The 16,316-nt window shown below is 55.5% G+C and carries 19 protein-coding genes; 7 read left to right on the top strand and 12 right to left on the bottom strand.

The features are described from left to right. Nucleotides 1–168: 168 nt before the first annotated feature. Nucleotides 169–384: a hypothetical protein gene (locus AC1D2R_RS22890; RefSeq protein ID WP_477970786.1), complete on the bottom strand. Its 216-nt coding sequence runs from the start codon at nucleotides 382–384 to the stop codon at nucleotides 169–171. Between the two features lie 126 nt (nucleotides 385–510). Between AC1D2R_RS22890 and AC1D2R_RS22885 the strand changes: the two genes are divergently transcribed. Then, a complete protein-coding gene (locus tag AC1D2R_RS22885; protein ID WP_477970784.1) occupies nucleotides 511–678 on the top strand; it encodes a hypothetical protein in 168 nt (55 codons plus the stop codon). A gap of 513 nt (nucleotides 679–1,191) precedes the next feature. Here the strand turns inward: AC1D2R_RS22885 and AC1D2R_RS22880 are convergent. Then, a complete protein-coding gene (locus tag AC1D2R_RS22880) occupies nucleotides 1,192–2,064 on the bottom strand; it encodes a Hint domain-containing protein (protein ID WP_477970782.1) in 873 nt (290 codons plus the stop codon). Between the two features lie 1,040 nt (nucleotides 2,065–3,104). Between AC1D2R_RS22880 and AC1D2R_RS22875 the strand changes: the two genes are divergently transcribed. Continuing rightward, the gene (locus AC1D2R_RS22875; protein ID WP_477970780.1) at nucleotides 3,105–3,434 is read left to right on the top strand and encodes a DUF982 domain-containing protein; all 330 of its coding nucleotides are present in this window, start codon (nucleotides 3,105–3,107) and stop codon (nucleotides 3,432–3,434) included. 824 nt (nucleotides 3,435–4,258) lie between these two features. On the opposite strand, the gene AC1D2R_RS22870 is transcribed toward AC1D2R_RS22875, so the two are convergent. Both AC1D2R_RS22870 and AC1D2R_RS22865 read right to left on the bottom strand, forming a co-directional pair. Next, nucleotides 4,259–4,597: a hypothetical protein gene (locus tag AC1D2R_RS22870; RefSeq protein ID WP_477970778.1), complete on the bottom strand. Its 339-nt coding sequence runs from the start codon at nucleotides 4,595–4,597 to the stop codon at nucleotides 4,259–4,261. 273 nt (nucleotides 4,598–4,870) lie between these two features. Continuing rightward, nucleotides 4,871–5,464: a cation efflux transmembrane domain-containing protein gene (locus AC1D2R_RS22865; RefSeq protein ID WP_477970776.1), complete on the bottom strand. Its 594-nt coding sequence runs from the start codon at nucleotides 5,462–5,464 to the stop codon at nucleotides 4,871–4,873. Between the two features lie 48 nt (nucleotides 5,465–5,512). On the opposite strand from AC1D2R_RS22865, the gene AC1D2R_RS22860 reads away from it, so the two are divergent. Next, nucleotides 5,513–5,755: a hypothetical protein gene (locus AC1D2R_RS22860; protein WP_477970774.1), complete on the top strand. Its 243-nt coding sequence runs from the start codon at nucleotides 5,513–5,515 to the stop codon at nucleotides 5,753–5,755. 300 nt (nucleotides 5,756–6,055) lie between these two features. Beyond that, nucleotides 6,056–6,331 (top strand): hypothetical protein, encoded by a 276-nt coding sequence (locus AC1D2R_RS22855; RefSeq protein WP_477970772.1) that lies wholly within the window; start codon nucleotides 6,056–6,058, stop codon nucleotides 6,329–6,331. A gap of 129 nt (nucleotides 6,332–6,460) precedes the next feature. On the opposite strand, the gene AC1D2R_RS22850 is transcribed toward AC1D2R_RS22855, so the two are convergent. The 5 genes from AC1D2R_RS22850 to AC1D2R_RS22830 all read right to left on the bottom strand — a co-directional run bounded on the left by AC1D2R_RS22850 (nucleotide 6,461) and on the right by AC1D2R_RS22830 (nucleotide 9,548). Further along, on the bottom strand, nucleotides 6,461–6,931 hold the full coding sequence (locus AC1D2R_RS22850; RefSeq protein ID WP_477970918.1) for a DUF982 domain-containing protein: 471 nt from the start codon (nucleotides 6,929–6,931) through the stop codon (nucleotides 6,461–6,463). Between the two features lie 178 nt (nucleotides 6,932–7,109). Beyond that, entirely contained in the window at nucleotides 7,110–7,355 is a 246-nt protein-coding gene (locus AC1D2R_RS22845; protein ID WP_477970770.1) for a hypothetical protein, read from the bottom strand. A gap of 6 nt (nucleotides 7,356–7,361) precedes the next feature. Continuing rightward, nucleotides 7,362–7,730: a hypothetical protein gene (locus AC1D2R_RS22840; RefSeq protein WP_477970768.1), complete on the bottom strand. Its 369-nt coding sequence runs from the start codon at nucleotides 7,728–7,730 to the stop codon at nucleotides 7,362–7,364. A gap of 678 nt (nucleotides 7,731–8,408) precedes the next feature. Further along, a complete protein-coding gene (locus AC1D2R_RS22835) occupies nucleotides 8,409–8,879 on the bottom strand; it encodes a hypothetical protein (RefSeq protein ID WP_477970766.1) in 471 nt (156 codons plus the stop codon). A 354-nt stretch (nucleotides 8,880–9,233) separates the two neighbouring features. Continuing rightward, nucleotides 9,234–9,548, bottom strand: coding sequence for a hypothetical protein (locus AC1D2R_RS22830; protein ID WP_477970764.1), 315 nt, complete (start codon nucleotides 9,546–9,548; stop codon nucleotides 9,234–9,236). A gap of 98 nt (nucleotides 9,549–9,646) precedes the next feature. On the opposite strand from AC1D2R_RS22830, the gene AC1D2R_RS22825 reads away from it, so the two are divergent. Then, entirely contained in the window at nucleotides 9,647–9,928 is a 282-nt protein-coding gene (locus AC1D2R_RS22825; RefSeq protein ID WP_477970762.1) for a DUF982 domain-containing protein, read from the top strand. Between the two features lie 9 nt (nucleotides 9,929–9,937). Continuing rightward, entirely contained in the window at nucleotides 9,938–10,972 is a 1,035-nt protein-coding gene (gene ligD / locus AC1D2R_RS22820) for a non-homologous end-joining DNA ligase (protein WP_477970760.1), read from the top strand. Nucleotides 10,973–11,020: 48 nt separating this feature from the next. Here ligD and AC1D2R_RS22815 read toward each other — a convergent pair whose 3' ends face one another. The 3 genes from AC1D2R_RS22815 to AC1D2R_RS22805 all read right to left on the bottom strand — a co-directional run bounded on the left by AC1D2R_RS22815 (nucleotide 11,021) and on the right by AC1D2R_RS22805 (nucleotide 14,260). Next, a complete protein-coding gene (locus AC1D2R_RS22815; protein ID WP_477970758.1) occupies nucleotides 11,021–11,308 on the bottom strand; it encodes a hypothetical protein in 288 nt (95 codons plus the stop codon). A gap of 396 nt (nucleotides 11,309–11,704) precedes the next feature. Continuing rightward, the gene (locus AC1D2R_RS22810; RefSeq protein ID WP_477970756.1) at nucleotides 11,705–12,235 is read right to left on the bottom strand and encodes a GNAT family N-acetyltransferase; all 531 of its coding nucleotides are present in this window, start codon (nucleotides 12,233–12,235) and stop codon (nucleotides 11,705–11,707) included. Between the two features lie 672 nt (nucleotides 12,236–12,907). Then, nucleotides 12,908–14,260 carry a hypothetical protein gene (locus AC1D2R_RS22805; protein WP_477970754.1) on the bottom strand — a complete coding sequence of 451 codons (1,353 nt, stop codon included), beginning with the start codon at nucleotides 14,258–14,260 and terminating at the stop codon, nucleotides 12,908–12,910. A 972-nt stretch (nucleotides 14,261–15,232) separates the two neighbouring features. Here AC1D2R_RS22805 and AC1D2R_RS22800 point away from each other — a divergent pair. Further along, the gene (locus AC1D2R_RS22800; RefSeq protein ID WP_477970752.1) at nucleotides 15,233–16,303 is read left to right on the top strand and encodes an HNH endonuclease; all 1,071 of its coding nucleotides are present in this window, start codon (nucleotides 15,233–15,235) and stop codon (nucleotides 16,301–16,303) included. Nucleotides 16,304–16,316: the final 13 nt, after the last annotated feature.

Below are 16,316 nucleotides of genomic sequence, written 5' to 3'. Positions count from 1 at the left end.
GGTTGATGGATTGTGGTGGGGGACCCGGTTCGACCTTAAGACTGGCCCGACTGCCAAAGCCCATCATCTTTTGAATAAGCTCGATCTCCAGCGTTCAACCGAACAGTCGCCCCTTGGTGTTCCGCGCAAACTCGGAAAACCGTAGGTATTTCGAGGTTTTCAGTTGGGTCACTTCGGGCCGGCATATGTGCAATACCAACGCGATCCCAAAGTGGTTGCAATAGTGATATCCACAACAGGGCCTGTGGCATGGGGCTTACTTGCTGCCGCCTCGCACTCATCTAGGTTTTTAAATTTTCCAACAATTTGAGAAGTTACACCGATAGGAATAGCGCCTGAACTGCTAGGTGAGAGTATCCCGATTACTATGATGAGCACGTACATTACTAATCCTCCTATTGTCAGCAGCTAACAAACAATAGGATGGCGAATATACTGGCCCGGATCAATGGGCAAACGAGGACGATCGCGGCGATGAATGGATTGTCGCGCCGACGATGTGCCTTGAGGATGGAAGGTGTCCGCGATCCTGATCAGGCAAGAGCGGCCTTGGTCGCTGCGGCTCAGCCAGCCGGCATGCTCATGGTCAGGGAAGAGTACATCCAGGAGCGGTCGAAGCCAAAGCCACGGGCATTCACCAACGGCGCACTAGTGAACAACAACGGTGGCTTCGAGTGAAGAACTTGAAGAAGGGCTGGCGCCAAGAGCATCACCATTTTTAAGATTCCCGAAAGCGCGCCCCAGCAACAAGCCGCGCCGGCCGCGATCTATCTCCCCGCGTTAACTGAAGAGCAGAGAGTTCTCCTCGAGGCCTACCGACTCGGCCGACTGGACGCGAAGAGGTTTCAGGACTACCTCGCTGACGATCCCATCTTGTTGGACTACGTTCGAAAGATATGTCGCCCGACCGATCCTGCGGCAAAAAACCCACTAAGTGGTGATGACAAAAAGAGCCCCGCGGTTTGCAGCGGGAGCGCGGTCTGGTGTCGACGTGAGTAAACCGATAAGCTTCAAAATAGGACATCGACTTAGCAGGAACTATTCCAGTTTTCACGAGCTCTCACGTCTTCGGGCGCGAGGGCTGGCGTTTTAAAAAAACCGCCGGGGCGTTACCCGGCGGGTTCAGTAAAACGCTTATTTTCTACAAGGTTAAGATTTCCAACTTGATGACGTCCTGCCGGGCGTTTTATTTCAACAGCTCTTGGCTTGGGAATTGATCGTCTCGCAAGCATCCTCGAACGGATCGTGTATTGGGACGAAAGGCGAGGCGCTGAGCAAAAGAAGAGCTTTCAGATGCTGCCAGCCGCCTTCCTCGCCAAGGACCGTCGCATAAGATGTCATCGGCTCGCGTGCCTCACCAGCATATAGGCGTTCGTATTCCGCGAAGTTCGAGAAATTTTCGCGATTGCTTTGCGAGGGATGAAATGTCTCTGCCGCAGCGCCTTCAGCAAAGATTACTTCATGTGTTGCAAGCAGCACGGCGTAATACTCAATTCTCATATCGTCATGCGGTGCGATCGGCGCGATGGTTGTGCCATTTACAAGATCCTTCACTCGGATAAGAACGCCATTCAGGAACAGGGCATGGCCGGGTGATAGGTAGAGATCAGAATGTGGGGAGTGATCGCCCAGCGCGTTGCGAGCCACTCGGATCGGTACGACGCCCTCATACCAGCGCGCGCCGCCTTTCTTGAACACCTGCCGACCGACCCACTTTACCGGGCGAGTTTCTCCACCAGGAAGAACTACTCGATCGCCAACCAAAAGTTCCTCGACAGGCTTTTCACCGCCAAACGTGAGGATCGACGTCCCGCGCAGAAAGCACTGCGGACCGCCGCTGCTCCCGCCGCCGGCGTTGCTATGCCCGCCGGAGTTGCCGTTCCCGCCGTGCCGGTTCCCTTTCCACCATCCCAAATGAAGGCCAGCTGCTTTAGCTGGCGACGATGAAGCCGCCATTGCAATTGCCGCCACGCTCGCTAAACGAACACCGGCCGCCGCCGCCACCCCAAAAAAACGCCGGCGCGCAGTGTTGCGTGGCAGCTGGGGGTCTTTCAAGAAAGTCATCCTGACGCTCCTTTGTAACAGAACGGGAAGCCGGAGTTGTTTTTTTGTATAAATATTCGTATTGCGTGACTTACCGTCGTATTGACCGGATAGACGGTGTACATTGTAGAATTGTAGTTGAAATGTATAGGGACCTAAGTCTTATGCTTACTATCTGTTAACCCTGAAAGTGGTCGCCAAAAAGGCGGAGTTCGCAATATGTTCGCATCACAATGGGTGCTTTCAGAGCTCTTATTAATGAAGGGTAGGTTTGCGCCCCGGGACGGCATCCGAATGCGTCGCAGCCGTGATGAGGAAGTGAACTGCCGTCGTCAGCAAAGCCTTCGCTGCTGGAGCATCGGTTTCGATCAGTTTTGGTAATACGTCGCGCATTTGTGGAACATATCCTCAAGAGCGTCACGAAAGTTGTCGTCGCCATCCAGGAACGCCTGACGGTGCATTGTCCGACGTACGGCGATCAAACGCTCGTAGACCTTCCGTTCCTCACAAAGAGAACGTCCGTGGTATTGTCCTTCGGACGGAAGCGAGCAAGAGCGATCACAGCACCACGCCAGATTCTCCTTCCACCGGAAAACGCAAGCGTTTCGCATCTCGCACGCCCAGTTGGTAGATCTCGATTATGATCGCTCTGATACGGGGCGCCTCGCTCGACCACAATGGGACGTTATGTCGGCGACAATATCCCTCCAGGACCACATGACATCTCGTCAGATCTTCAGACGTCAGAGGCTCGTCATGTCGGTTTGATCGCTGTGTCATCGGTTCAAGCTCCTGCTGGGCATCCCGGTGAGCGAACTCGGTCCAACGAAGTATTCGCAAAGCACCTTGTCCCCTAAGAGGTGGATCGCGTCGGCTCCGGGGGAGGTGCATCGCGGTGGTGTTGGAGAGACCGCGCGACGCGATCCGTGATGGAAACCTTCTTCGAGCGACTTGGTTCCTCGCCTCACGAAGACAAATCTTGAAAATTAGCAAATTCTTAATAGCACCTCTTGACTGACGGTCACCAATCCTCATCTGATTCGTCCTTTGGAGGATTCCAGATGTCCGTGAACTTCAGTATCCGGGAAGTGATCGTCGCCGTGGAGCGACGAAAAGGCATTACCCTGCGTAGGCATGCCACGCTTGAAGACCTGGCGACAAGCCTGCTTTACCGCTGGCCAGAAGATAACCGCGGCAAGGAATGGCTGGTCGCGCAAAAGATGTGTCTCGAGGCCATGGAAGGCGTTCGCGATCCAGAGCAGGCGAGGGAGGCCTTTGTCGCTGCAGCACAGGCCGCAGAAATGCTCATTGGCAGGGAAGAGTACATCCAGGAGCGGTCGAAGCCCGGGCCACGGAAGGCCAAGCGCGGACATTCACCGACGGCGCACTAACTGGCGCCAAGCCTCACCATTTTGATGAATTGCAATTTACGAATATATATTTAGATATTGAACAACCATCTGAGCGGTCGGAAGGCCCATCCGTCTTAATACCCACCCCACGGCTGTTCAGGTGGCCCGGTGCAGAGATGTTTGATAAATAAGATGTCCAAAAAAAGCCCCGCGGTGTTGGCGGGGCAGTGGGACAATGGAAACTCGCGTCGCATGCTGTACAACGCGTCTACCGGTAAAACGGAAAAGTGGCTTTCTAGTTCCGTGCCACCGCGTTCCAGCCGGAAAATCGGACAAAAAATGCCCCGCCAAGAGTGGCGAGGCAAGTGTTCTGGACATCGCGCTAGAGCGCTTCGATGGGCATAAGATAAGGCCCTGTTCTTCTCTTTCATCCTCTGAGGAAGACGTACCTGCGGTGACGCGCGAGCGTCAATAATGACAGCTGGACGGGGCGCGCGGCTTAAACCCGTGGCCACAGATTGGATTCATCGGACGCTTGCGATCCATCATTCGGGGAGTAAGCATTCCATTGGTTGTCGGGGTCGTCGACGCTGTGTGTTCCTTACTTACTGCCGTTCGGCTGGATTGCTGTGTCGATGAAACTGAGGCCGCCTTGACTGGCTCAAAGTTCGAAAGATTGATAAGCGCAGCGACTGCTGAAACTAAGTAGAGTGTACGGTTCACTGGCGTTGTCCTTCAGATGGCGGTGGCAGCAAGAGCGATCACCGCATGCAACACATTTAAACCTCCCTGGGACGTGATAATGCCAGTATATGAACCGTTGATGTCAGTGCCGGAGCGGAGGTCAGAAGCCGCATTCCTCTTCAGTCCTCGGGGGTTTCTAACGATGTCGAAGCGAGGGCCTTCTTCTTCAGCTTGCGGAGCACCGGACTTTTTTCCGTTGGGTCTTCATCATCGTCCGGATCGGACTCTGCGCCGACTTCGTCCATTCGATGCGCAATCGCTAGTGCGTAAATAGTATGGAGGACGTTCCTATCGGTCACGTGCGGGTCGGTCAGTGCAAGCAGGGATGCACGTACGATCTTCTTGCTGGTCGCCTTTGGGCAGCGTTCCATGACGAAATCGTAAAGGGCCTTATCGGAATGACCCTCTGTCGCTCCGTCTAGCAGGGCTTCATAAACCCGCTTCCGTTTCTCGCCCATTGCCGCCTCCATTCGTCGATTTGCGACACCATCTGTCATAAAACCGTCACATGCAACACTTCTCAAAAACAGTGACAAGGGATGAAGCCGGACAAGAAAATGCCCGCGAAATGCGGGCGAGTGGGAGAAACAAGCAACGGCCGGGAGACAACGAGCAAGGGATAAACGCTATCGTGCTCGCCCACAGCGCCCACAGTCGTTTTTTCTGACCTGTTTTGCCAAGGGATAAAAATGCCCGCGAGGGGCGACCTTCTAAAGCCAACTGTGAGTCGTTTAGGCCTCCGCAGAACGGTGTTCTTCCCGAGCCGCTTCCCAGACTTCTTTCGCCGCATCCGCGTTCATCGCAGCAATCGCGAGGCCGACGAGAAGGTCGGGCCACGCTGTTTGCGATAGAAACGCGGTCACCAGACCGGCCGCGATAATGGCAATATTGGCGATGACATCATTGCGGGCGGAGAGGAAGGCGGCCCGTGTCAGGCTGCCGCCGTGGTGACGGTAGCGCACCAACATCGAGGCGCAGGCAAAGTTGACGGCCGCCGCTCCGAGGCCTGTCATCGACAGAGCGAAAGGCTCCGGCGCCACTGGAAGCAAGAACTTCTCATACGCGGTCCAAAGCGTGGCGATCGCGGGAACCATTAGAATGCCCGCGAGCAAGATACCAAGCCGCGCGCGGTTGCGGACGCTCCATCCCAACGCAATGGCAATCAACAAATTAATCGACGCGTCCTCTAAGAAATCAACGCTATCGGCAAACAGTGAAACGGACCCGATACGGAGCGCGACGGCGAATTCAATGCCGAAATAACTCAAATTCAATATCGCGACCCAGAGGACAACACGCCGCAGACCCTCGTTCCTACTCTCCATGTGTCAATCCCTCTGTTCCAACGAGCTTGACCCGCTCCGGGTTTCTTCGTGGGCCTCAAAGACACTTTTGGCGAAAGTGTCGAAAAGATCCTCGCACGCCTTCAGCCGTTCGGCGGCTTCGCCGGCCAAGGGGCAACGGTGATCTCCGGTACGAAGACAACCTCGATACCACACCGGTCAGAAGCGGAGTACGCCGTTGCCTTGGTGCCGCTGTTGCCAACGCCTTACAAGAAGGCACAAACCGAGATGCAGGTGGTAATTTGCTCTTCGGAAAGATTGATTGCAGTCTGAAATACATCAACCACATGCAGCATAGACGGGGACCCATCGACCGTCCCATCATCCTGATTCTCCAGCCGTTCCGTCATCCGGTTATACTGTTTCTGCCAAAAACGTATAACTCGACAGGGGACCCATCAGGACGGGTTCTTGCCAGTTTGGGGCCATCGATTTGCAGGCTGGAAGCTTTCCCACCAAAAATGGCGGCTGAGAACAAAAGATTGGCATTGCGAATCAAACAACGCTTCAGCTCTCATCCTATGTGTGAGGTGGCAGGGAATTGTCCGTGCTGAACAGGGAAGAGAAGACAACATGAAGAAGATGATTTTGGCAGCGGGTCTCTCGTTGCTCGCAACGGCAGCATTCGCTGGCGCAACGCTTGATCCCAGCAAGGGCACGAACTCGCAGGGCTCGGATGTCGGCCAGTCCTCATCGTCCTACAAGGGCAACGGCGACGTTATCGGCGGCAACGGCACGTACGCAGCCAGCCATCCGGGTTCCGACCAGACCACCGGCCCGCACTCGCGTCCCGACGCTGTTGAAGGCAACTTCGCAGGCAGCAACAACGCTGGCGGCAAAGGCAAGTAACGCCTGAACAGCGGTAGTCATAGCTAACTAGCAACGGTGGCGGTTCTGACTGTGAGCCGCCACCTATGCCTTGCCCATACCGAGAGCGCGACACTCATCGATGGCAAGCTGAAGTCGCGCCAACGAGGTCTATACGTTCCCGATAATCTTGCCGCCTTCGAGCTGGGGCTTCGCGCTTTCAGGCTCCTCTACCGCCTTCTTGTCGCCTTCTGGCTGCTGCTCGGCGAGGCGCTTGCGCTCTGCCTCTTGGTCCGCAGCCTTGCGGGTGTCGTTTTCGTCGGTTCTCGGCATAGCGATGTCCTCCTCTTCCGAGTGCGTGGATCGTTTCACTAATCGCTCAGGCTGTCGATTCAGTTTGGTTGATGAGTGGTCTACGGGCGGCTCCAGGTCGTAGACGACGTGTGCCACTTTAGCGGAAGCCAGAAAAGCAACCGTCGCGTCATCGGGGTTTGCCGACCCTTCGGCCACCTCTGCGCAGACCTCCAATGCCGAATAGAAAGCTACACCTCCGACAAGCTGCCAAGCCGGTGTCAGTAGATCAAGCGCGTCCTTTGTGGATGAAATGGCATCCACTCGACCGCTCCGAGGCCAAACAATCACAACTACTGTTTTCCAAGGACGATAGACCAACGCACCCTCCCCGATGCCGTCTAAACCCTAGAGTAAAAAGGGAGAGCAGCGGTCAAGGTGGGTGGCCCTCCACCCCGAATACTGAGACCAAAAAAAGCCCCGCGGTGTTGGCGGGGCAGGTGGCATCCGGCATGCGCTCAAAAAACGCTCATGCCACAACCTTGGTTCCTTGTTTTTGAATGACGTCACGCGCGGCATCCACCAGTATGCGCAGCTGCTTCTCATCTCTGACGCCTCGTTGATAGGCGACGATAATGATCCGCCCGACACCGTTGGCTTCCTCAGACGCCAAGCCAACGTGATTTTTCCGACAATAGGCTTCAAGGACCAACTGACATTTCGCCAAGTCTTCTGATGTCAGCGGCTCGTCGTGCCGATGAAATCGCCCAGTCATTTCTTCTCAAGCTCCTCTAGCGGGTGTGAACACTAGTTTGCGTTTTTTTACAGTGGGAGAACGGGCAGCAGAGCTCTGGGCTGCCAAACGTTCGTTTCGCAGGCGCTCGCTTTTCTCCTTTTTGGCTTTGGCAGCCGCTTCGATCAATTCTTTGGCGACTTTGGTGGTTTCCTCAAATCGTGCCTCACGTAGAGCTCTTGTCATCATTTTCTCTTCATTCCGAAAAGGCCCGGGATCTTCTTGTGCCGGGACAAGTTGGGGACTTTTGGTAGGTTTCGCCGTATGGCCGACGACGTCTGCCTCAAGAACGCAAAAGTGAATTTTTGGGTCCGCGCTATCAAACCCGCTTCCTTCTTCATCCAGCGGAAAACGCAAGCGTTTCGCGTGTTGGTAAATCTCGATTATGATCGCTCTAATGAGAGGTCCCTCGCTCGACCACAATTGGACGTCATTTCGGCGACAATAGCCCTCCCAGATTAACTGACATTTTGTCAGATCTTCCGAAGTCAGATGGCTCGTCATGTCGGTTTGATCGCTGAGTCATTCGGTTCACGCTTCTGCTTGGCATCCCCGCTCAGCGAACCGGTCTTGGTACAGGTGAGGGGTCGTCTTGCGTGGCATCCTCCGCAGACTAGACTCAACGGGATTGCAGGGGATTCGTTCCGATCCGGGAAACCCCTCAAGGCCTCCTTGGGGGAACCGGTGGACTTAGCCGGGAGGCGGGATAGGCTGTCACCTGACCTCCCAGCTAAGCCGTCCAGGAGTAATTTGCGCTACCGTGGACAGAACCAGAATTACCAGTTCAAGGGTCATCGCGCGATGGACGAAAGTCTGATCGTCTCGTACCCCGTAAGTCGGTGCTACCTACTACTCGAGGCTGCTCTTAAGAATGTCTCTCGTATCCAGCGGGGACCCTAGGCTCCCGATAGCGGGTCGGTTAATGCGCCTAGAGGCCTCCTGCCGTACTGCCCGGAGGTGCTGTAGGTGGGGTTCCCCTCTCCGGGCAGTAAGCTTGCGTATAAGTGCCGCTTTGGATTCGTTGGTAGTGGCTCGCTACGAGTGAGTGACACAGGCAGATAGATAATCCTGCAACTCGTCCTCAATTTCCCGACAAATGTGCTCGTATTCGGCTAATTCGTTCTCATGGCCACCCTCGCTGCGGAGCTTGTCGCGGTACCTGACGGCCTCGCCGTATTCTTCGACAAGGTCGGCCCACCAGCGGGCAGCGGGCGCATATGCACGAAGGTGTGGGCGGCGCACCAAAAGCGTCGCTAGTCCGTAGCGATACATGTCGAATTCGACCTGCTGCATTTGGCGAACTCCCTCACCCCCAAAATAAAACTTCTTCGGAAATTTTGGAAGAGATTTTGCGTTGGGAACCGCTCGCGCGATCAGCCAAGTGCACCACACTGACAAGGCGAATGGGAAAACCCAGGTCCAAGCTGGCATGCCAATCACAAACAGGACGAAACAAGCAAACGTTCCGCTGACCGCTCCAATCGCCGCCAAGATGTCTTTAATCAATGGAATCCCACACGCTGCAATCACTCCAAGAAAAAGGCCGGGACGAATCCTCGTACCGACCTTCCTCGACCCGTTTCGACAACGGCTGCCAGTACATCCGTGGTCAGCAGTCAGAGACGAATTCAATAAGGAAAAATGTAACGCAAGTAGCGGAGTGGTCAAGAAGGAGTGGTGCGACGCGAGATTGCCGGTTATCTGCGCGGCATCTCCTTACGGGGGTAATGCTCCCAGCACCACCAGCGCGTTTCGACGGAGGCTGCTGATGAGAAGCCAAAACCTCCCCATTTCAAGCAGCCGGCCACGGAGCATAGATGCTCAACGTGGATATTGGCGCCCGGTGCGTTCGAGTGACCTTCATTCGACATCCTGGCTGCCCTTCATTCCATTGTGGTTCGTCAGTCGATCATAGTAGTCCTCAGCCATACGCGAGGCTTCCCGAGCTGTAGCGCAGTAGCCTTGGTTCGGTGTGAGCCTTTTCTTGATCCCGCGATAGGGACCATGACCGCTCCATTGCCACTTGCCTTTCATCGGCCCGGCATCCTCAAGCCGTATGCGTCCGACCGGCACTTCCCCATCCCATCCTTGGAAAACCTGCAGCAGCTTTGCGTCCGTGCCGGCCTCGCCCGGCCACGAATCTCGCCATTTATATTTAGGTTGATAGTCAATCATGTTCCTTCTTTGTTCCGATCATTTCCAAGAGTCAATCTGGACGAAAACGAATCACTCGCCATCTACTGATCTGCGGTATGTCAAGAAGGTAAAGCGTTATGGATGGCACACGTATTCCCATTGCCCCGCTCCACGTTGAGATCGAAGGAATTGCTAGGTACCGGCAAGCAGAGACAGTAGAGGATTTGGCGGCTATGCTACTGAGTGGTTGGACAGGCACCAAAGGTCCGCCGTTTCATCATGCGCTTGTGAGCTCCTTAGAGGCGCTCGAGTTCTACACCGACGCCAAAACAGCCCGAGCAGCATTCGTCGAGGCGGCACACGCGGCAGGAATGCATGTGCTCCCCGATGACATGGAAGAGATGAAAATGGCAGGCTAGCCCGCACTCATGGCGCCGCGTTCAAAGCCTCTTGTTACTTCTGACAAGCCACTGCGCTCGCGCGCTCGAAAGCCGCGCGATCCAGCGCAACCGCACCTACCTTTTGATCCTATGCCAGAGCGCATCGAACCATGCCTGGCGTTGCTCAAGTCGAAGCCGCCCATTGGTAGGGAATGGACCTACGAAATCAAATGGGACGGCTACCGCGTAGCAGTCCACATCGAGCCGCAGCGCGTCCGCGTGATCACCCGCGGCGGCCACGACTGGACGCATCGCTTTCCCGGTATCGTCGAGGCTGCCAAGCGGCTCGGCGTCGCGACGGCCATCCTCGACGGCGAGGCGGTCGTTCTCGACGAGCAGGGGAGGCCCGACTTCGGCAGACTGCAGAACTTGCTCGGCGGGCGAGGCGGCAAGCTACCGGCCGGCAACGCGATGCTCTACGCCTTTGACCTTCTCTACTTCGACGGCCACGACATCAGGAGCATGGAGTTGTCTGCCCGGCGGTTCTTTTTGGAATCACTCCTGCGTGGGGAGGAGGGCGCCATCCGGATCTCTGAGGAGATCGAGGGGGACGGCGGTGAAATCTTCAGCGCCGCTTGCGCGCACGGCCTCGAAGGGATCATCGCCAAGGATCGGGACAGCTCCTATCGCTCCGGCAGATTTGGCGACTGGGTGAAGGTAAAGTGCATCCAAAGCGACAGCTTCATGATCGTCGGCTACGAGCACTCAATGTCGGCGCGAGGCGGAATCGGCAGTCTCATGCTGGCTGCCCGAAAGGGAAACGACCTGGTGTATGTCGGATCGGTCGGGACGGGCTTCAAAGAGCGCGATGCACTGCAGCTCCGGAAGTTACTCGATCGCCTAAAGCGGAAAACGCCGCCGGTCGCTTATGCCGGCCAGCGTAAGAACCTCGTATGGGCGCAGCCGACCCTGATTGCCGAGATCGAGTACCGCGCCTGGACGCATGACGGCAAGCTGAGGCATGCATCTTACAAGGGGCTACGCGAGGTGCAGGACAATGCCGCGGTTTATGTGGTGGATTGAGCCCTGTGAGGTCGCTTTGACGACCTCACATCAGCGGGAACTACGACATCAGTTGTTATTGTCTGCGCAGGTGTCTTCTGCATTCTCAGTGCCACTGTTGCCGCCTTGGGTCTGCAGAGAACCCTTGCCGGTCACGCTCTTGCACTTTTCTTTGTTAACGTTCTGCGTGCTGTTGGTCACGGTCTTATCAACCTTTTTCATGTTCATTGTGCCGGTGGCAGCCTTCGGGTGGGTCTTGTCCATTGTCGAACCGTCAGGTGTTGGGTTCGATTGGGCAAACGCCGATCCGGCCATGCCAATAGCAAGCAGCGAGGCTGCTAGAACTTTGAAGCGCATCTTATCCTCCTTGGATGCTGCACGAGCAACAAGGAGGTAACATCGCTGACTGGGCATTGTTCCGCTAACAACGTCGCACTGGAAGCGAGTTTACGGCTGCTCACGTCGGATCTAGCGACTGATAGTCGACGCGGTTCATCCCGCTATCAGCCAACGTTGACTGGGCCCATAGAATGCCGACAACAGTCGGCGAGCGCGTGATTCAGCAAGCGCCCTCAAGCTCCCTTCGGCGGTCGACCACTTAGAGCCGACATTGGCCGCTTCGCGCCAATAAGAGACGTTCGCGTCCAATCGAATCAGCGACCGCTTTGAGGCCGTTGTCGGCCACAGTAACGTGTGTTCTGAAGACTAAAAAAGGTCACAGAAGGGGCCTTCCTCATGGATTTTCCGCCGCGGTTAAATTCCCGTCTCAGGTCCGAGCGGTCTGTCCATGAATATGATGTATGGCATGAGGTCGTCCGGGTAGTCGTTGTAGGCAGGACAGTCGCGGAAGCCGACGGACCTGTACAAAGCGATCGCCTCAGTGAGCAAGTTAGCTGTGTCTAGCCGCATGAGCGCGTAGCCGTCACTTCGCGCAGTATCGATCAATGCCGCACAAAGACGCCGTCCTGTGCCGTGCCCCTGACCGCTCTTCCGAACGAAAAGCCGCTTCATTTCGCAGATCGTGTCAGACAGGCCCCGGTAGGCGATGCACCCAACGACCTCGTCCCCCGATAGCGCCAGAAACGCTCGGCCGCTCGGGGGGCCGTACGAGGACGACAACTCTTGCAACTCCTCATCAAGCGACTGATGGCTGAACGCGGCGTCAACGAACCAGCTGTCTCCCTCATACCGTTCACGGCACCATTCGACATACTCGCGGACCATGGTCGCAAACTCGTGATAGTGCTGGCTCGTCGTGGCAGAGATGATTGTGTCGATCGACATTTGCTTAGCTTTGCTCCGATAAACCAACCCATTGCCGCCTACGTCAGCTGACTTCTCCTGTACAGGGAAACAAGGGCGCTTGCCAGCGAGCCAGGCATTCCCGACGCCAAACGCACCGTGTTAGCGGAGCGTTTGGAAGGCCAGGAATAAACGAATGGCCGCTCCGGGGCGCGCGAAGCGGCTGAGGCTTCCGTCGCCCCCCGTGGCCGTTATTGGCCCGTTCCAGCCGAGGCGTTGTCGCCTGTCGGCCGGGAGCGGTCACTGGTAACGGAAGCGTGGAAACTCGCCTAATTGATATGCTCCGAACTTCGCGGCGGCAACCAACCCGCGCGCCTCGACCTCCGCAAGGATGTCTTCCCAAGTAGACCTCGGAATGCCGTCGAACTACTCGCGAGCTTTCGAGCAGAATATCACCGCGGCGATGCACATCGCTCGCAGTACATCGCCATCTGATCGTATCTTGGCGGTGTCCGCATTGCGGTTCTCCCTTCGGAGGGAGGTCAAAGCGCTATGCAATGCCCGGCGATACTCGCAAATGTGCGAGTGCCTGGGCCAAAATAGTGGACAGACGCGCCGAAAAACACCGCAGATCGATAAGGACCTGAATTGCCTCACGCTCGCGCAATCGTTTGATTTTGGTCCCTTGCTGTAGTCCGGCATGGGGCACCATACTCACACAGGAGTGGCAACCAGGTGTGAGTAAAGTTCTGAATAATCGGCTCCCGAATATTCTTCCACCAAAGCCAACGCGGCGGCGCCATCTTGGATGCAACATTCCTTAGCTTTTTTCTTCAGCGAAGGTACTCGTTCATAGTAGCTCGATTGCAGTGCCTTTGCACCCCACGCCCCCCAGATGCCAGCCTGTTGCACGGCAGCTAAAACGCGAAGTGCCTCGTCGTCCGTCAGTATAGACGCCAGCTCGGCCTCGTAGTCTGGAAGGCCCCGAGCAAAACGGTTGGCCGTATCGTATTGCGACGAGCCAGCTTTTGAGAGAAGTGTCTCTAGGATTTTTGCCCGTACGGGAGTTGATTTCTCCATCGACTTCACAATGTCAGGGTTGTGCCAGTAGGTTTCTACGGACGCTTCGGCAAACTCCCAAAACGTCATGAGCTCTGGCTCTCCGAGTTTGGCAGTCATTTGGCGCAACAGATAGAGAGGGTGTCTTAGTGTCGTGACCGGTAAGCTATCCTCCGTGGAGGTAACGGTGTGCACCAAGAGCTTTCCAAGCCTCAGCTTCGTAGCCGCGTCGTTGTTCGCGAGCAATTGCGGGTCAGCTGCGAGCGTGGCGGTCAAAGTCTGCCACAAACTGAGATCGTGCGCTTCCTTGACGATAAAATGTTTATCCAGAACGGTTCGTATATCGGCCTTGCGCTGCGATGCCATGCCCACGATGAAATTCTCGGCGTTTCGCTTCACGTCCGGAACGGCGCTCTTGCATAGAGCTACGACTTTCAGCAGCAAATACGGATAAGCAAGCGAGTGAATCTGCTCTAGTTCATCTGCAACGACCGTTTTAATATTTATCAAAGAGCGATCGGGGAAATAATTCGCACCGACCAATCGTTGCAACAGCAAATCAACCTGCATGTTGGCGGATAGGATAGGCGCGCTCAGGAATTTATCTATCGCTTCAAAAAATACAAACCTCGCCTCTTCAGCTGAGGCATGCAGGCCGGACGGATGTGCGGCCTTGTTTCTGTGATCAATGAGCTGCTTAAGACGTTGCGCCTGCAGTGTGGAAATAATTGACTTAGAGTTGAGCCGGTCTACCAGCGTGCTCTCAAACGGCTTCTGATCGGCTGCTAGGATCTCAATATCGTCTGAGATCTTTTTGGCGTCGGAACTAACGCCCGAAAGAATTCGCACTTTTTGCCGTAGATCTTCGAAAAGCGCATTGCAGGTCAGGACGATGCACGCGCGAAACGCGCCGACGCTGTAGCAAGTGAGAGCCTCTCTAACATAATCTGCAATTCCGGGATCTGCTACCGTCCCCGATAGCTCTTCCATATCAGTAAGGCCTGCCATTCTTCTCCCCAGCTTGTATCGCGGTTGAATACTCCGTCCGGTTGAATCGCGCAATGGCCATTTCGCGCTGGTGGTGCTGCCGAGTGGGGTTGAACCACCGACCCACCCTTACCCGAGGGTGTGCTCTCGCGTTTGGTTTGAGCGATTGTGCAATCATTAGCTCTGGCGACATTGAGGCGCCGCGCCCTATTAGACCGGGGGGATGCCTCAGCAATCTCCAACAGAAATTGCGCAGTTTTCCTTTTAAGTGCTTGATAAAGGCCGATTAAGCCGAGCTTCCCAAGCTTCTGCCAGGGCAAGTTTTATGGCTTTCGCCACAACGTCCTAGCCTCCAAAAGGTCGTTAGGTTCTCCAGCCGCCCAAGGTTCTCCTTGTGGATTTCCAAACTTATCGAAATTCAAAGCAACCCGGACGCACTCCCTGAGCCCCTCTGTCAGCTTTAAAATGGTTTCAGGCCTTACGGTTCCCGGCGCCCTGCTCACCAGATATCTCGTCCGTACATACTCGTTGTCTTTCGCCGCGGCTGCCAAGCCGACTTGTGTTTGATGCGGGAGCTGAAGTCCCCTCGCTTTCGCTTCCTCCATCATGGCGGAAAGGTCATGCTGGAGCCGCCGCAAGCCCTTAATCGAGCTCCCGTGTGATCTCAGGAACGTCTTCAGATAAAGCTCGCATGCGTGGAAGGCGAGCATTCGCGCGGGCCCGTGGGTAGATGCTCGCTGGTTTGAATGGGTTTTCCGCGCAGCGTCAAGGAATTCATCGGCAAGAAGAAATATCCCAAACGGGGTGGCTCCGACGCTTTCAGGTATCACAGGTTCACTCCTTGGAAAGAACCGTTTCACCGTAGCAGGGATGAGTATAGGAATCGTAGCCTCGCTCGAGGGGGCCGAGTATTAAGCCGCGGGATATTATTTTTAATCGTTCAAGCTCGGGGTAACATTCGTACCTTAAGTACGGCGACGAGGGGCGGATTTGATGACTTACGAAGTTATAGACGACAGTGGCGTCGCCATGGACGCCCACTTCGAGTTGGACGGCCCGGACATTGTCTTCCACAGTCGGGGGGGCAGCAAAGCAAATGGGGATGCACTGAACTCCGACTACAATCGTGCTCTGCGCATCCTGCTAAGTCGAATTGCGGCATCACAGCTACAAATTGAGGGAGCTTGGTTGGATAGCAGCAGAGTTCAGAATATCCCACTTGACCAGCGCGTGCTTCTCACTCCTTCCGACCCGAGAACCGGTGCAGAAGAACTAGCCGCACTTCTCGCGAACCGTATGAAAAACATTGGCCGCGATAATGATGCTCGAGGTCCAGGTAATGCAACCAGACGAATCCGAATCCAAGTCACAGACAGCCCGTCTCAGGAGGACTTTCTTAGGATATTGGGTGGACGGCTTGCAAGAAGAGACGTCCGTAGCCGGGACCGCTTACCTGCCGACGAATTGAGGAAGGTGACGCCCGAGCACCTTTGGAAAGCGATTGAAAAGCTTCGGGAGGGCTTCCTGGATCATAAGTTCCATCTCTCGAGAGAGTATGACTTGATTGCAGACGGTGAGAGATTTGATCCAAAGACGGTATTTGGCATTGCCGCCTCGGAAGCGCTTGGCTTTGAAGTGCTGCCGCGACACTTTAGTGGGGGAGTGGGAACAGTTTGCTTTACCATTTTGGAAACCGGTGGCTATGAAATTGTGCCGAAGGATCAGCTTCCGCAGGCTGAGGTAATTCCGCCACTTCCGGAGGACCGCGAATGGGTCGAAGGAAGCCTTAGGCTTTCAAACCATCTCAAGCGGGAGCGGGCCAGTGGTCTTGCGCGAGCAAAAAGAGCTGCGTTTGTTCGAGAACATGGAAGACTGTTCTGCGAACGATGCAAAATGGATCCATCGGACGTCTATGGCGAGTTATACGGAGATGCATGTATCGAAGTTCATCACCGAGCGGTACACGTCGCTGAAATGATTACGTCCCACACGACCCGCCTCGACGATCTACAATGTCTGTGCGCGAATTGTCATCGCGTGGTGCACCGAGAGCTCAAAGGCTGAGAGCCTTAGAGCC

The sequence above is a fragment of the Rhizobium sp. P1_C7 genome, assembly GCF_056406295.1.
The sequence above is the reverse complement of the archived record's forward strand: the minus strand, read 5'-3'. Positions and strand labels throughout refer to the sequence as shown.

Coding starts and splice junctions, on each gene's coding strand:
- AC1D2R_RS22890 (WP_477970786.1), bottom strand. CDS start 384: ATGTACGTGCTCATCATAGTAATCGGGATACTCTCACCTAGCAGTTCA.
- AC1D2R_RS22885 (WP_477970784.1), top strand. CDS start 511: ATGGAAGGTGTCCGCGATCCTGATCAGGCAAGAGCGGCCTTGGTCGCT.
- AC1D2R_RS22880 (WP_477970782.1), bottom strand. CDS start 2,064: ATGACTTTCTTGAAAGACCCCCAGCTGCCACGCAACACTGCGCGCCGG.
- AC1D2R_RS22875 (WP_477970780.1), top strand. CDS start 3,105: ATGTCCGTGAACTTCAGTATCCGGGAAGTGATCGTCGCCGTGGAGCGA.
- AC1D2R_RS22870 (WP_477970778.1), bottom strand. CDS start 4,597: ATGGGCGAGAAACGGAAGCGGGTTTATGAAGCCCTGCTAGACGGAGCG.
- AC1D2R_RS22865 (WP_477970776.1), bottom strand. CDS start 5,464: ATGGAGAGTAGGAACGAGGGTCTGCGGCGTGTTGTCCTCTGGGTCGCG.
- AC1D2R_RS22855 (WP_477970772.1), top strand. CDS start 6,056: ATGAAGAAGATGATTTTGGCAGCGGGTCTCTCGTTGCTCGCAACGGCA.
- AC1D2R_RS22845 (WP_477970770.1), bottom strand. CDS start 7,355: ATGACTGGGCGATTTCATCGGCACGACGAGCCGCTGACATCAGAAGAC.
- AC1D2R_RS22830 (WP_477970764.1), bottom strand. CDS start 9,548: ATGATTGACTATCAACCTAAATATAAATGGCGAGATTCGTGGCCGGGC.
- AC1D2R_RS22825 (WP_477970762.1), top strand. CDS start 9,647: ATGGATGGCACACGTATTCCCATTGCCCCGCTCCACGTTGAGATCGAA.
- ligD (WP_477970760.1), top strand. CDS start 9,938: ATGGCGCCGCGTTCAAAGCCTCTTGTTACTTCTGACAAGCCACTGCGC.
- AC1D2R_RS22815 (WP_477970758.1), bottom strand. CDS start 11,308: ATGCGCTTCAAAGTTCTAGCAGCCTCGCTGCTTGCTATTGGCATGGCC.
- AC1D2R_RS22810 (WP_477970756.1), bottom strand. CDS start 12,235: ATGTCGATCGACACAATCATCTCTGCCACGACGAGCCAGCACTATCAC.
- AC1D2R_RS22805 (WP_477970754.1), bottom strand. CDS start 14,260: ATGGCAGGCCTTACTGATATGGAAGAGCTATCGGGGACGGTAGCAGAT.
- AC1D2R_RS22800 (WP_477970752.1), top strand. CDS start 15,233: ATGACTTACGAAGTTATAGACGACAGTGGCGTCGCCATGGACGCCCAC.